15 protein-coding genes are annotated in these 15473 nt (G+C 31.8%); 10 read left to right on the forward strand and 5 right to left on the reverse strand.

The features are described 5' to 3' along the window. Positions 1–10: 10 nt before the first annotated feature. Both CALAG_RS06600 and CALAG_RS06605 read right to left on the reverse strand, forming a co-directional pair. Positions 11–628: an arsenate reductase (azurin) small subunit gene (locus CALAG_RS06600; RefSeq protein ID WP_015232957.1), complete on the reverse strand. Its 618-nt coding sequence runs from the start codon at positions 626–628 to the stop codon at positions 11–13. Between the two features lie 74 nt (positions 629–702). Beyond that, positions 703–1905 carry an ethylbenzene dehydrogenase-related protein gene (locus CALAG_RS06605; protein ID WP_015232958.1) on the reverse strand — a complete coding sequence of 401 codons (1203 nt, stop codon included), beginning with the start codon at positions 1903–1905 and terminating at the stop codon, positions 703–705. A 371-nt stretch (positions 1906–2276) separates the two neighbouring features. Here CALAG_RS06605 and psmB point away from each other — a divergent pair, with 371 nt between their 5' ends. The 6 genes from psmB to CALAG_RS06635 all read left to right on the forward strand — a co-directional run bounded on the left by psmB (position 2277) and on the right by CALAG_RS06635 (position 7937). Further along, on the forward strand, positions 2277–2909 hold the full coding sequence (psmB, locus tag CALAG_RS06610) for an archaeal proteasome endopeptidase complex subunit beta (RefSeq protein ID WP_015232959.1): 633 nt from the start codon (positions 2277–2279) through the stop codon (positions 2907–2909). A gap of 54 nt (positions 2910–2963) precedes the next feature. Beyond that, on the forward strand, positions 2964–4994 hold the full coding sequence (locus CALAG_RS06615; RefSeq protein WP_245529233.1) for a beta-CASP ribonuclease aCPSF1: 2031 nt from the start codon (positions 2964–2966) through the stop codon (positions 4992–4994). 16 nt (positions 4995–5010) lie between these two features. After that, complete coding sequence (locus CALAG_RS06620; protein WP_015232961.1) at positions 5011–5868, forward strand: nucleotidyltransferase domain-containing protein; 858 nt, start codon at positions 5011–5013, stop codon at positions 5866–5868. Continuing rightward, positions 5843–6751 carry a nucleotidyltransferase domain-containing protein gene (locus CALAG_RS06625; RefSeq protein ID WP_015232962.1) on the forward strand — a complete coding sequence of 303 codons (909 nt, stop codon included), beginning with the start codon at positions 5843–5845 and terminating at the stop codon, positions 6749–6751. The genes CALAG_RS06620 and CALAG_RS06625 overlap by 26 nt, the downstream gene beginning before the upstream one ends. A 134-nt stretch (positions 6752–6885) precedes the next feature. Further along, entirely contained in the window at positions 6886–7518 is a 633-nt protein-coding gene (gene hxlB, locus CALAG_RS06630; RefSeq protein ID WP_048816820.1) for a 6-phospho-3-hexuloisomerase, read from the forward strand. A gap of 89 nt (positions 7519–7607) precedes the next feature. Next, entirely contained in the window at positions 7608–7937 is a 330-nt protein-coding gene (locus tag CALAG_RS06635; RefSeq protein WP_015232964.1) for a hypothetical protein, read from the forward strand. Between the two features lie 36 nt (positions 7938–7973). On the opposite strand, the gene CALAG_RS06640 is transcribed toward CALAG_RS06635, so the two are convergent. After that, positions 7974–9149, reverse strand: coding sequence for a glycosyltransferase family 2 protein (locus CALAG_RS06640; RefSeq protein WP_015232965.1), 1176 nt, complete (start codon positions 9147–9149; stop codon positions 7974–7976). Positions 9150–9392: 243 nt separating this feature from the next. Here CALAG_RS06640 and CALAG_RS06645 point away from each other — a divergent pair, with 243 nt between their 5' ends. Continuing rightward, positions 9393–10121 carry an RNA methyltransferase gene (locus tag CALAG_RS06645; protein WP_015232966.1) on the forward strand — a complete coding sequence of 243 codons (729 nt, stop codon included), beginning with the start codon at positions 9393–9395 and terminating at the stop codon, positions 10119–10121. 25 nt (positions 10122–10146) lie between these two features. Here the strand turns inward: CALAG_RS06645 and CALAG_RS06650 are convergent, their stop codons facing one another. Together CALAG_RS06650 and CALAG_RS06655 are read right to left on the reverse strand one after the other, a co-directional pair. Further along, on the reverse strand, positions 10147–11961 hold the full coding sequence (locus tag CALAG_RS06650) for a ribosome biogenesis/translation initiation ATPase RLI (protein WP_015232967.1): 1815 nt from the start codon (positions 11959–11961) through the stop codon (positions 10147–10149). A 72-nt stretch (positions 11962–12033) separates the two neighbouring features. Beyond that, entirely contained in the window at positions 12034–12720 is a 687-nt protein-coding gene (locus CALAG_RS06655; protein ID WP_048816821.1) for a metal-dependent hydrolase, read from the reverse strand. 74 nt (positions 12721–12794) lie between these two features. On the opposite strand from CALAG_RS06655, the gene map reads away from it, so the two are divergent. The 3 genes from map (at position 12795) to CALAG_RS06670 (ending at position 15236) form a co-directional block, all read left to right on the forward strand. Continuing rightward, positions 12795–13700 carry a type II methionyl aminopeptidase gene (gene map, locus CALAG_RS06660; protein WP_015232969.1) on the forward strand — a complete coding sequence of 302 codons (906 nt, stop codon included), beginning with the start codon at positions 12795–12797 and terminating at the stop codon, positions 13698–13700. 115 nt (positions 13701–13815) lie between these two features. Next, positions 13816–14940 (forward strand): DUF1512 domain-containing protein, encoded by a 1125-nt coding sequence (locus CALAG_RS06665; protein WP_425393257.1) that lies wholly within the window; start codon positions 13816–13818, stop codon positions 14938–14940. Beyond that, positions 14937–15236, forward strand: coding sequence for a hypothetical protein (locus tag CALAG_RS06670; RefSeq protein WP_015232971.1), 300 nt, complete (start codon positions 14937–14939; stop codon positions 15234–15236). The genes CALAG_RS06665 and CALAG_RS06670 overlap by 4 nt, the downstream gene beginning before the upstream one ends. Positions 15237–15473: the final 237 nt, after the last annotated feature.

The following is a 15473-nucleotide window of genomic DNA, read 5'->3' on the forward strand; positions in this document are numbered from 1 at the left end:
CAAATCTCACCTAACTACTAACTGGCGTTCCTCCAGTTAGATCGGCGGTAACATCTGTTCCACATGGGGTACCATGATCATAGATTGTTGGTGGATTCATTCCAACAGCATAAATATCTCCTGTTGAACTATCAAGAACTAATTGTACCATAGGAACTGGGCAAGGGGCTGGTCCTCCAACAACTTTTGCTTTTTCTAAATAATCATATAAGCTACCATGACATGGGCAATGACCTCCAGGAACATTAGGTCCTCCATATGGAGTTAATGAAGTTTCAAAGTGATAGATGCATCCCATATGTTCACATATAGCGCTAAAAGCGACTATATCGTTATTTGGTCCAATTCCGCCTTCAGCTGGTTGGCCTAATTTAACTAAATAGTTTGGTTCATTTTCCAATGGATAGTTAAAAGTTATAGGTTGATTAACTTGTAAATCGTTAATATTGGCAACTTTTACTTTAGGAAAGCTGGTTAATCCAGTTTGTTCATAGCTTAATGCATATTTAAATACAGGCTCAAGAGCTCCTCCAACAGCAACAACAGTTCCTGCTGCTAATAAGAATTTGAGGAAGTTTCTTTTACCGATATCTATTTTATCATTAACTTTTTCATCTTTATTTTCCATGCCTATCACCTACTGAAATTTAAAATGTATCGAAAAGCTAATATACGATTGTAATATATGTGTATTATTTTGATTCACCCCTTTCTAAGAGCAAAGTATAAAATTACTGCAGCAACAACCATTATAACTATTGCTGAAACCTCAGTATATACTAATGTCATATTTACAGTACTTGTTACAGGAGAAGTAGTAGTTGTTGGTGAAGAGTTACTGATAACTAATGGAACAAAGGTTGATATTGATTTGATGAAGGCATTTTCTCCAAGGTAGCCTTGCCATACAGCAAAGGCAACATCATATGTTGAGCCTGGAGTTAAGTTTACTTCATATTGGCCTGCGCCTGGTACATAACCCATTTGCCTTGCCATTTCAACGACCCAGGTATGAGATGTATTATAAGCTCCGGCAAGAACATCAAATGGATTAGTATGGTTTGTATCTACATCAGTGTAGAATAATCCTGTGCCAAGGCCTACTTCATATAGATTTGAGGCATTTGTATATAGATTTAATGCAAAACCTGTTGGAGGAGCTTGATAATTTACTCCAGTAAACGATACATTATGATTCCACCAATTATAATAGGTATATTCTGGTACTGGACTCATACCTAGTGCTGGGCTTACTAATTGTGTTCCATTCCATGTTGCACCCATCATGAAATCCCATATGTTTGCAGCTCCGCCTGCAGCTAAAGCACCTCCATTACTTGCTCCGACGACCATACAATCATTAGGTGTACCACTTTGGCCTCCTAAATACCACATCATTGCAACTCTATCTTGACTATAATATGTTGAATTAACATAATAGCTCTTTACTATAGTTTCTTCGTCTACTCTTGGAGGTGCAACAACATATGAATTTGATGATTGGTTATACCATAGAGGTGGATAACCAAAGGGACCCCCACCAAGGGAGAAAACACTGGAAAGATGATGGCTTGGTTTTGTGACATTCCATGTGAGTAAAACAAATAGGTATGTTCCGTTCCACGCAGCTTTAACCATTATTTGAGATGTATGACCTCCTCCTGGAACATTAGCTGATAAAGGTATAACAGTCCAAGGAATTTGAGACCAAAAGCTTTCACTTCCTGGATCCTTTAGATTTGCTGATCCTGTTATCTTATAAGCAATTATTTGTGGAACAGCGCTTACTGTTTGTGCTTTTGTAATATTTGTTAGATTTCCATGCAAAAGGCCTATTATAGCTAAGGATGCTGAAATTATAACAAGGATAATAAAATATTTTTTTACAATTCTTTTCGGGCTCACGTCAAGTTCACCTAGCTATTTTCTTACATCTTAGCGCTTAACATTAAATATCTAACGAATTGTGTTAAGGAAACAAAAAACTTAATATCTATTCATTATGTATAATTAAAACTTTTTACAGTTAAAATATAGCTAGTTTATATTTATTAAATGCAAAAGTTTATATATCGATTTCTTTTGAAATGACTTTTTAGGTAAAATTTAATTTAACTTTTGAGTAGTAAAATATTCAAAATTGATGTTTTTATATTAATTGACTTATTGAAAATTATTTATAATATTATAAAAAAGTATTTAAGAAGGACATTATAAAACAATATCCATATAAAAATTTAAATGTATAGGAAACATAGGAGTTTTGGTGGATTGAATTGATATTATTTGATAAAGAAAATTCATTGAAGGCTTTTCATGGAACAACAACTGTTGGATTTATAACAAAAAATGCAGTTATTTTAGCTGCAGATAAAAGGGCAACTGCCGGTACATTAATTGCTAGTAGAACAGTTAAAAAAATCGTCAAAATAACAGATTATGCAGCTATGACCATTGCAGGATTAGTAGCTGATGCGCAGATGTTAGCAGATGCAATAAGAGAAGAGGCTAGATTGTATGAAACTATGAATAAAAGGAAATTAACAGTTAAAGGCATGGCTACACTTTTGGCAAATGTATTGTTCTCAACAAAATACTATCCATATCTTGTTCAACTTATAGTTGGGGGATATGATACAGAGCCAAGGCTATATAATTTAGATTATTTTGGAAGCATTACTGAAGAAAAAATGACTTCAACAGGTTCAGGATCTCCAGTTGCATTAGGAGTACTTGAAAAGGATTATAGACCGGATTTGAGTTTAGAAGAAGCTATGAATTTGGCTGCTAAGGCCATAAAAGTAGCTATTATGAGGGATTCTGCAACTGGAGATGGTGTAGATGTAATTGCTATATCTTCTGGAGGTATTAGAGAAAGTTTTATACCCCTCCAGCAACTCCTTTCTTAAAAGGATAAAAGGAAAGAAATTTTAGCAAAATTTTATTTATCCCGGTGATTTAATTTGGAAGAATCAAATCAAGAGAGACTAATGTCTGGGCAAAAATTAAGATCGATGATAGTTAGTGAAATATTAAAAAATGTTAGAGATGCAGAGATTTCAAGCATAGAATTTGAAGGGCCAGAAATAGCTATTTATGTAAAGAATCCACAATGGATTTTAGATGGAGAAGAAAAGATAAAGGAATTAGCAAAGCAGTTAAGGAAAAGAATGGTGATAAGAACTGATAATAAAGTAAGAAAAACTAAAGAAGCAACAATACAATATATCATGGAGAACACGCCCGAAGATGCAGGAATTACGCCGAGTGATATTCAATTCGATGAAGTATTGGGAGAGGTAAGAGTATTTGCAGATAAACCAGGAAAACTTCTGGGTAAGGGGAAGCAGTTCAGAAATCAAGTATTGGCAAATACAGGATGGAGATTAGAAGTTCAAAGAAAATCTCCATTAATTAGCAAGACTCTGGCTTCCGTTTTGGATCTATACATAAGAGCATCTGCCGAAAGAAAGAAAGCATTAAGGGAAATCGGAGAAAGAGTATATAGAGATATGTTAGTAGGTCCAAGAAATATAAGAGTTATAGGCTTAGGGAGCTTTGGAGAAGTAGGAAGATCTTCTATTTTACTTGATACTGGAGAAAGTAAGATATTGCTGGATGCAGGCTTTGCTCAAAGCGGTTATTCTGTAGATGCATATCCACATTTTGATGCGCCAGAATTCAGATTAGAAGATCTAGATGCAATCGTAATATCTCATGCACATATGGATCATATGGGATTATTGCCTATATTATATAAATACGGATATCGTGGCCCAGCATATATGACTCCGCCAACAAGAGATATAACGGTTTTAATGCTTAAGGATTTTATGGATCTTTTTGTAAGAGAGGGTAAAGAACCTCCATTTACTATGAAGGATATAAATACTATGTTAACAAGAACAATTACAGTAAATTATAATGTTGTTACAGATTTATCTCCTGATGCAAAACTAACGTTTTCAGATGCAGGTCATATATTGGGATCAGCATTAACACATATACACATAGGTCAAGGTCTATTTAATTTGTTATATACTGGTGATATAAAATATTATAAAATGAAAGATGAAACCAATACAACAAGACTTCAGCCTCCTGCTAACACAGAGTTTCATAGAGTAGAAGCGCTTATTATGGAAACCACATATGGAGGAACAGAAACAGCAACTAGAGAAGAAGCAGAAGCTCAACTGTTTGAATTAATTAAAAAGGTTTATGAAAGGAAAGGTAAAATCTTAATACCAGTTATGGCAGTTGGTAGGGCTCAGGATATAATGGTCTTAATAAATAAAGCCTTGCAAGACAAAAAGATACCAGAAATGCCAATTTATATAGATGGGTTAATATATGAAGTAACTGCAATTTATACATCATATCCTGAATTATTAGCAAAGCCAATAAGAGATGAAATATTACATAATGATAATAATCCATTTATAGGGCCTAATATGGTTTTTGTTAATGATTCCAGTAAAAGAGATGAAGCAATATATAGCGAAGGTCCAGCAATAATAATTTCTACAAGCGGAATGATGACTGGAGGACCGATTTTAGAATACTTTAAGAATTTAGCTGATAATCAAAACAATGCATTAGTATTTGTTAGTTATCAAGCAGCAGGAACACTAGGTAGAAAGATTATAGAAGGTGAAAAAGAAATACAAATGATGGATGGTAATCAAATAAAAACAATAAAGGTAAATCTAGAAGTACAAAGAATAGAAGGATTTTCAGGTCATGCTAATAGAAGCGAATTACAAGGATTTTTGAGAAGCTTAACACCGAAGCCTAGGATTATAATCCTAAATCATGGAGAGCCTAGCCAAACAATATCTTTTGGATTATTAATAAAACAAAGATGGGATAAACTAGGATTTGAGTCTACTCCAGAAGTAATTTATCCAGAAAATCTTGAGGCTATAAGATTATTCCCAAGAAATGTAAAGCTGCATTCAATGCTTAATATTTTCCAGCAAACTCAATCCTAATTTGGGAAAAATCATAATGTTTGAAGGTTGGCACATAAAAACAAAACATAATAATAAGGAAATCATTTGGATAATTAAAGGGTATGAGCATCCAAAGGAAGGATTTATTTCAATACCTTATAGGATCTCGGGAAAAAGAGTTAATATTAATGAAATATATGAAGAAATAAAGGATTACTATTTATATTTAGATTGTGTTGGAAAAGAAGTACCTGTCGTGAAGAGGAATGAAATCTTAAAATATTATGATCCAAAAGAAATTTTTATAAAAAATGTTAATATTTTGCCAAAAAATATTATTGAGTTGGTCGAATTTCTTAAAGTGGAATATGCTGGACTTGTTGGAAGTTATTTACTAGGTTATCAGAAAAAGAATAGCGATGTGGATCTAATTTTATATGGTAATAATAATGAAATTTATGAAAACCTTTTACAAATGAAAAGAGAAGGACTAATATTTAATTGTATAGATAGATATGATAAGGTTTCAGATACAATGACGCGTAGTGAATATGAATTGTTTGCTCAAAGAAGGGTTTTAGATTCATGCTATAAGGGTATTCCATATACTATAAGAATATTAAGGCAGATTTATTCAGAAGAATGCAGGAGCATATATAAAACTCTTAAAAGTTTTAAAGGAGAAATAGAAATCTATGATAATAAAGAAAATTTCTTAGTACCAAGCATATATTTGGCAAATAGTATAGATCTAGGCAAAGTAGAAATAATGACGTGGCATACTAGGTATATGGAACTTCCATTAGGCAGATATTATATTGAAGGTGTTGTTCAACTTAATGTAAAAGATAATAGATTGATTGTTGTACCCGATCAAGGTGGTAGGATTGATCCTATCGAGATTTGGTCATGACTCCACAATTATAACCAAGGATTTAATAATAGGGGTAGAGATTGGGATACAGTCTCCTGAAGGATTGATACCGATTATTCCAAAATATGTATCATGTAATAAGAGCTCATGGAAAAGACATACATTAAATTTTTGTAGAATATTGTTGGAATACGGTCCTTCTGGAATAAGTGATGCAATAAAGAACTCTAAAATTAAAATGATTTACGATCCTATATATAGAACTCAAATGCCCTACATTAAACAAGAGAACATACTTATATATAACAATCCTAAAAGCGTATTTAAAGAGATTTTTTTGAATTCATCAAATGGTTTAAGGTATAATGAAGAATCAATATTTAATTTAATAAATGAACTTGATATAGATAATATAGGAATAACGGGATCTTATGCCTTAGGAATGCAATTTGAAGGATCAGATATAGATTTGGTTATATATGGGGAGAAAAATTCTGAACTTTTTTATGATATTTTTAAAAATAAGGCAAAAATAATTGAATGTAAAAATTCATTTGGAGGTGTGATCATAAATGGACCGTGTATACCATGGAGAAGGGGGTTATATAAAAACAAGGCATATAGCTGGACTGGCGTTCCAGAAAACATAGCTTCTCATTGTAATGCATTGAATAATTATAATAGAATAGAAATCCCTAACAAAGTAAAAGACTTAAATATAACAATACCAGAAGGACAGATTGGTGCATTGTTATATCCTCCATGCGTAAAAGATGTAAATGGAAGATACGTAATATCTTTTGAGTACAATGCTGGTTATTTGCTTTATATGGGTGGAAATCTTAAAATTTCAGGACTTTCCAATGAGAAAATTATAGTTATAGGTGTAAGGGAATATCCTGGAAAAATATCAACACAATAAAATACTTTATAATATTTTAAAAAGATCAAATTATTCATAAGATAAATGAAATATTTATCAATTCTCTTATCATGTAAAGAAATTAGTTAAAATATAAAATAAAAACTTATAATCTGTCCTAAATAAGTTAATACATGGTGAGTTCTTTGGATAATGAAAGTCAAAATCATACAGCAATAGTTGCGATGAAAGAGATAGCGAATTTTGTAATAAAGGCATCTGAAATAATTGATACAAAAGAAGTGGACAATTTTGTTAGCTTACTCATCGACACATATAATAATAAGGCTAAGGTTTTAGTGATGGGTGCAGGAAGGAGCGGATTAGTAGGGAAAGCATTTGCAATGAGATTGCTTCATATGGGGTTCAGCTCGTACGTTTTAGGAGAAACAATAGTTCCAAGCATTTCTAAGGGCGATTTAGCAATTGCAATTTCAGGATCAGGAAGAACTCAACTAATTGTAGATGCCGCTGATGCAGCTAAGAAAGTGGGATCTAAAGTGGTAGCTCTAACAACATTCCCAGATTCTCCTCTAGGCAGCATAGCAGATGTTATTGTTAAAATACCTGGAAGATCTAAGATTAGTAAAATGGATGATTACTTTGCTAGGCAAATATTAGGTTTACATGAACCTTTTGCTCCCCTTGGAACATTATTTGAAGATACTACCATGATATTTTTGGATGGAGTTGTTTATCATTTAATGTCTAGGCTTAACATTAGTGAGGACCAGATGCGTAATAGACATGCAAATGTAGAATTCTAATTTTAATAAAAATATTTTATTTTATAAAAAATAAGGAAAAATTAATAATTCTACGCTTTAAATAAATCTAATGAAAATGGGTGTAAGAATTGAGTAGTGAAAGAAAAAGAATGGAGTTACCAAAGAAAAAAGAGGACTTAGAAAAAATAGTTGAAGAAGTAGAGGCAGGACATGAGCATGAACATGAGCATGAACATGAGCATGAACATGAGCATATCGAAGATGTGATATCTGTTTTAGAATTATTGGTAGATTCTTTATCAGCAAATGTAAAAAATTTAGATTCTTCAGTTAAGGGCCAAGGAAAAGAAATAGTTAATATATATAGAATATTATCATACTTAGTCGAAGCATGTACTACCAATGATCAAAATTCAAAGAATGAAGCACTTAAAAAAGCTATCTCTCTCTTAAAATGATTTTTACCATTAATTTACTATTTTGACTATAAGAAATCATAAAGTCTTATCAATAATTATAAACTCCCTTTTCCCTATTCTAGTTAATCCATAAATTAATCCTAAACCTTCTAATAAACCAAATATTGGCAATGTTACTATATACCTTAGTTTGCCCGATTTCTTTACTCCATAGATATAGACAACCCAATATACCAGACTGCTTGGTATTAAAATTAGAGCAACGATATAATAGTTTACAAAAGGAAGTAAAATCCATAATCCAATTAAACCGAGGGTTCTTGCAAAGGTTTTGAAAGCTATAATAATTCTCATAGTTATCGGAGCATATTTAGAATCTTCCATCATACCAGAATACCATCTAGCTCTTTGCTTTATTAAATCTTTTATAGAATTTGGACTTAATATGCTAACCTTTGTATTGCTTTGCCATGTTTTGCCACTATTTTTAACTACATCTATTGAAAAAAGGAAATCTTCTACTTTGCTGGGCTTATTAAACGCGTTTACTTCTAAAAGGAAGGATCCTTTAACTCCTAACAATTCTCCATGAAGGCCCACATAGGGCTTTTTTACTAAGCCTGTAAAAAGCCTGAAAAATGAGATATCATCTAAATATCTAGCAAAATCCATAATATAAGCCATGTAAGATTTGCCTTTTCTAGGCAAGAGAACAGGATTAAACGCAACATAACCTTTCTTTTCATAATATGGTATTTCATATAAAAAAGAGTTATTCAATATCAAGTTATCATCGTCAAGAAATACATACCAAAAATCTGGTTTAACAAAATTTTCAACAAAATATCTTAAGGCCCTACCCTTACCAAATAAATCCTTTCTAAAAGATTTAGGAACTATAACAAGGTTGATCCCACTTAGTTTAGAAAGATCCTCCTGTAGCTCAGCCCCTTCATCTATAACTAGATACATAGGAATCTTCAATTTTTTATGATGATTTATATTTTTATAGAGAACATTCTTCACTTTTTTACTTGCTATGCTAACAATAACCAGAGCAACATTATTTGCTCTTTCTTTTTCCTTTTTTGAATTATATATTGTTAAAGTAATAATGAGAACTATTGCATAGGCAGAAATCGCGGTCCAATCTGCAGCAACGGCATATTTAAGGTAAGGTGATGAAGAAAATGCGTTATTTGCTGCAAGTTCAGTGGTTTTAACGGCCTGAATTATATTTTCAATCGTCAATCCCTACACCTTTTTTAAATCTATATTTATTGAATAAAAAAGCTTTCCTACTTTATATCTATTGATTTCCAAATAGTTTGATTCAATATAGAGACTTATAATAATATCTTAAAAAACCTTTAGATGTAGATAATTTTTAAAATTTTTTATTTGCAAAAGAAAACTTACCTCTTTAAGGAAAATAGTTTGTAAAACATAAGAAAATAAACCATAATAATTTTCTATTCATATTAGGAGAAAGAAATGAAAAAACTAAGGTTGATAATGGTAGGAATAGAAGGCTCAGTAAATTTAGGGTATTTATTAAGGCTTTCAGAAAACTTCGATGTTGATGAGACTTACTTAGTTCATCCGCTTGCAAGTGCTTATGAATCTTTTAGATGGGCAGTAAAGGCCTCAAATAAAATATACGATGTTAATATTGTTGATAGCCTAGATAAGGCATTAGAAGGAGTAGATTTATCTATTTGTACATCAGATGAAAGTTCTGCAAGGGATGTTTTAAGGATTCCTATTACACCAAGGCAAGCTTCTGAACTTGCAGAAAAAGTTAATGGAAGAGTTGCATTAGTATTGGGTAGAGAAAGCGTTGGGTTGACTAGAGATGAATTAAAGAAGTGCAACCTATTATGTACAATACCATCATCTAAAAAATATACCGCATTAAATGTATCAAATGCAGGAGCGATAATGCTATATGAACTCTATTTGGCGAAAAACAAGGAATCAAAATTTGAACTTGCTGATAAAAAAACTGTTGATCTTATAGAAGCTTATGCTAAGGCATTAGTATATGATTCATTTGAACAGAATGAATTAGAAGATATAATACTTGCAGTCAAAAAAGTTGTTTCTAAATCTGAAAAAGGTGAAGCTAGCAGAATACTGAAATTCATAAGTAAGATTTGTTTGAAATATGGATGTAAGGATAAGTTAAATGATTACATATCAAAAGACGTAAGAAATGATTAGATGGAAAAGGTTTATTTAAAAATTATTATGTGGTTGCGTAAAATTCCCCTTTTGTTTTCTGCAATCTATCTAAATAAGAACCCTCCTTATTTATTCTAGGTCTTCCACTTTCTGAATCTCTTCTAATAGTAATTTTTAGATCTGAAAGTAATTGGTTCATAGCCTTCTTTGTATCTTTTGGAACTTCAGCATGTCCATAAATACCTGGGTTACCATTAAATACAATTATCCTATCGCTTATAAAATCTAGTATAATTATATCATGTTCTGCAACAAAAGCTGTAACCTTCCTTATTTCTGTTAATCTTCTAATTATTTTTGCGATTGCAAGTCTTTCTTCAACATCTAAATGGGCAGAAGGTTCGTCTAGTAAATAAAGATCAGCATTTGAACTTAATGTTGCAGCAATAGCAAGCTTTTGCATTTCTCCCCCACTTAAAGATCTAGCCTCTCTATCAAACATTCTATTTAAGTTTAGTTTTTGTATTAATTCTAGGTATAGCCATGAATTAGGTATTATTGATTCTGGATTTGCATTTCTTAATATATCTTCAACAGTTAGTCCTTCTTGGAACATTTCAGGACCAATGTATTGAGGTTTATAGCTAATTTTTAGTTCTTTATATGTTATTATATTACCATTTTCAGGTTTTATTTCTCCAGCTAAGAATTTAATGAAGGTTGTTTTCCCTATAGCATTTGGACCAATGATTCCAATGACTTCCCCATTCATAACATACCCAGAATCTACATCTAGCTTAAATGAACCTCTTGATATACTTACATTATCCCATTCTAAGTATTTATATGGCTTATTGTTTGCATCGACTATGCTTTCTGAGGCGATTTTTCTAAATTGTATTGGTTCTTTTCTTATTCTCATGTTCTCTGAAGGCAAGTAACCATCTAGGTAGTTGTTTATTCCAACTCTTACTCCATAAGGCTTTGAAACAATACCATATACCCCTGGATCTCCATATATTATATGTATGAAATCACTTAGGTAATCTAAAACAGCTAAATCATGCTCTACTATTAAAAAATACTTATTACCTTTGGCTTCATTCATTATTATTTTAGAAACATTAATTCTTTCTTTGACGTCTAGATAACTACTAGGTTCGTCAAATATATAGATATCCGCTTCTTTACTTAAAGTAGCTGCTATTACCAGCTTTTGAAGTTCTCCACCGCTTAAATTTCTAACATCTCTATCATATATTTTATCTAGATTTAATTGCTTGCCCAAATCTAATGCTATGCCTCTTTCATCAGCCTTTTTTAATAAGGTCTTAACATCACCTTTTAGATGCCTTGGGACCAAATCTATGTATTGTATTTTATGTGCCGCCTTGATTTTTTTATTGGCTATTTTTTGGAAATATGTTTGTAATTCACTCCCTCTAAATCTTTTTATAATTTCATCATATTCTACATCTCTATCTAGTATCCCTAGATTAGGCTTTAATTCTCCAGCAAGAATTTTTATTGCAGTAGTTTTCCCAGTGCCGTTCTTACCTAGAATACCTACAACTTGACCTGCCTTAGGTATAGGTAAGCTGTACAGTTTGAAACCGTTAATAGAATATCTATGCACTGCTTCTTCTTCAAGTTCTTCAGGTAAATTAACTATTGATATTGCATCAAAGGGGCAGGCTTTTATACATAAACCGCATCCTATGCAGACATCTTCATATATTGTTGGCTTGCCTTTTGATGGCATATCGGCATCTATTGCAATTCCTTTCTTGCTTTTATTAACGGGACAAACACTTATACATTCGTAATTGCATTTCTTTGGTTTGCAGCTGTCTTCATCGATTACTGCAACTCTTACCATTTTTTGCACCTAATACGTTTTGCATCTTTTAAAAAGAATTTGAAAGTTTTAAAACTATATTGTATAGGTTAATTAAAAATTAAATTCATATTTATCTCCAGGCTTCAATATAACAACATTTGTATTTAATCCTCTTGATATAACTATTTTCCTAAATTCTTCTGGATCTCCATATAATACGGGGAATGTACCGTAATGCATAGGTATTGCAACCTTAGGCTTAATCATTTCAACAGCTTTGGCTGCTTCGTTATGATCCATAGTAAAATGACCTCCTATAGGTAACAATGCTATATCAGGCTTGTATATTTCTCCAATTAATTGCATTTCAGATGTAATTCCAGTGTCTCCAGCATGATATATAGTTCCTTCTTTAGTAATAATGACCGCACCCGTGGGGGCGCCATAACCTTCGCTACTATGATTTGCAGGAACTAGTGCTATTTTTATGTTATCTACAATAATAGGACCCCCCATATTACCTCCAATAGCCCTATGCTCATCGTTTAGCTTTTCTGCTATATAATTGGCTAATTCGAATATTGCGACAACTTTTGATTTAGGATTGTTTTTCATGATTTCCAATGTATCTCCTATATGATCATCATGACCATGTGTCAAAACAATCAAATCTACATCTTTAAATTTTTCTGGTTTTGTTACCGATTTTGGATTTGTAATCCAAGGATCTATTAATATTTTCTTGCCATCGGAATTTATTTCAAACGCAGAATGTCCATAATAAATTAAGCTACCCATCTTGCTCACCAAATAAGTTTTATGTTATACGAGAATATTAAGTTTTAACCTAATTTTTTGTTTGGGGGAGATAAATGTTTAGTAATGAAGAAATAGAGAAGTTAATTAAGGCAGGTAAAATAGGTGCTGAAGCAAGAGATCTTGGTGCATCTTTAGTAAAACCTGGGGCTAGTTCTAGAGAAATATGTGATGAGGTAGAAAACTATATTATAAAAAAGGGGGCTGATATTGCATTTCCATGTAATTTATCAATTAATGAAATTGCAGCTCATTACACCCCTGGTATAGAAGATGATATGAAAATTCCTAGTATGGGTATTATAAAAATAGATGTTGGAGCAAGCATTGATGGTTATTTATCTGATACTGCAACATCTGTTATTATAGGGGATCAATTTAAGGAACTTGCAATGTCTGTAAAGAAGGCTTTGGAAAATGTAATTAATATAATGAAACCAAATATATCAATCTATGATATAGGAAAAACGATAGAAATGTCGATTAAAAGTCAAGGATTTAGACCAATAAAAAATTTAACCGGACATACCATATCTAGATATAATTTACATGCTGGAGAAAGCATACCAAATTATCCGGATAGAACAATGTTTTATAAAAGATTAAGGCCGGGAACTCAAGTTGCTATTGAACCATTTGGTACATTTGGAAAAGGATTTGTAATAGATGGCCCGAAAGCATTTATATATTCGTTAACAGGCAGAAAACCAAAAAATATTTCTGAAGATGCAAAGCAATTGCTAGAATATATTGAAAAGAAATATAACGCCTTACCATTTGCTGCAAGATGGCTGATAAAAGAATTTGAAAAATCCAAAGTGGAGGATCTATTAAATGAGTTAACTATGCAGAAAGCATTGGTGGATTATCCAATACTTATTGAGGCAGGTAGGGGAATAGTAGCACAATATGAACATACGTTTTTGATTCTTAACGATAGAGTAATTGTAACAACTCTATAATTATTTTGTTCGAGAAACTCTCGATTGTAAATCTATATATTTCCAAAACTTTTTTAATATTTGTTATAATCTTTAAGCTCTGGATAAAAATAAAACTCTGGGGAAAAAAGGAGCGGTGGGTCTATTGGTCGGTATTACAGCTATAGAAAATTGGGTTTATCTGCTAATTAACGTAGTATGGGTGTTGATATTTGTACTATATTTATTTGGTTTTGGAAATTATTTACAAGTATATTGGTGGAAGGCAGATATAAAGAATAAACTAGCTATTTTAAACGATATGGCTAATACTGCTAGAAATAAAACTATTGAATTTATGAATAAAAATAAAGCAAAAGATGCGTCTAGGACATTAGATAGGCTTATTGATTTCTTTGCTATAGATCCTGTTAACATAGAACCTACAGATATAATAAATAGGTTGAGACATATTGTAAATTTAAGAGATACTAAATTTAAACAGACTTTTGAAATATCTATGCCAGAATCTAATGAAGTCGCTAGGAGTATAGCATCTACTGCGGCTGAAATATCATCTGCATTATTTTTAATATATAAATATGTTCAGCATATATTATTGAGCAGTGATAAAACTAAAAATTGGTATATGATTATGTATCTTTCCTTAATGATGCCTCAAATTATGCAGATCGCTAGTATTTATAGAAAAGCTCTTGATGATTTTCTAGAGGGGGTCCCAGTAGGAGATGGGGCAGGTCCGATTGTTGCACTTAAATTAAGCAACTATAAAAATGATTGGAGAGAAATAGATGAGGATACAGTTGCAACAGAAACAGAATATAATGGTAGAAAAATCATACTTGTTAAAGCTAAAGGTCCTGGTTCAACAGTTGGGAGACCTGGAGAAGCAACAGCAAAAATTATTAAAGAAGCTTTGGCTAAAGGAGAAAAAGTTTCTTTGTTAATAACAGTCGATGCAGCATTAAAATTTGAAGGAGAAGAAACAGGTAGTGTAGCAGAAGGTGTTGGTGCAGCTATAGGGGATCCTGGACCTGAAAAAATAATGTTTGAAAGAATTGCAACAGAATATAATATACCTTTAAGAGCAGTAATAATTAAGATGGGTATGGAAGAAGCTATAATGGCTATGGATAAGAAAATATTAGATGGTACTGATAAAGCTGTTGAAAGAGTTAAACAAATAATGGAGGAAGAATCTAAACCAGGAGAAACAGTTGTTATCGCTGGTATTGGTAATACATCGGGTGTTGGCCAATGAGTAGCCTTTTTGGTATAAACTTTTATTATCAGGCTATATTGTTATTAGTAGTTTTAGTTATAGTAATATTATTAACTATCAGGCAAGCTAATGAATTAAGAAAAATAGCTGAAACACAAAAAAGGCCAAAATTTATTACATTAGAGGATTGTAATGGTATGATTACTACTAGAGATTTTAGACAAGGGGATTTTGTAGGATTAATGGAAGGTCCATGTGATAATAATGGTAATATAAGAAAAATTGTAGGTATTTATGCAATTAAAGAAGAAAAAACTAAGAACAAGAAATTTTAATTTTTATAGAATTTCTTTTTAGCTAATTAGGTTACACAGAGGTAAGCATCCTTTAGCTAAGAAGAGAATTGCCTTCTTAATGTTTTTAGAAAAGCATTAACATGTACTTTAGAAAAGCATTAACATGCACCTTAGCTGTTAGCCAGTATAATGGATCAAAGAATCAAATATATTAAGAGCAATACTATGTAGCTTATATAAAATATTAAAAATGATCTCATTTATAGAACCTTTTTA

Source organism: Caldisphaera lagunensis DSM 15908 (assembly GCF_000317795.1).
In the GTDB taxonomy this organism is placed as follows: Archaea; Thermoproteota; Thermoprotei_A; order Sulfolobales; family Acidilobaceae; genus Caldisphaera; species Caldisphaera lagunensis.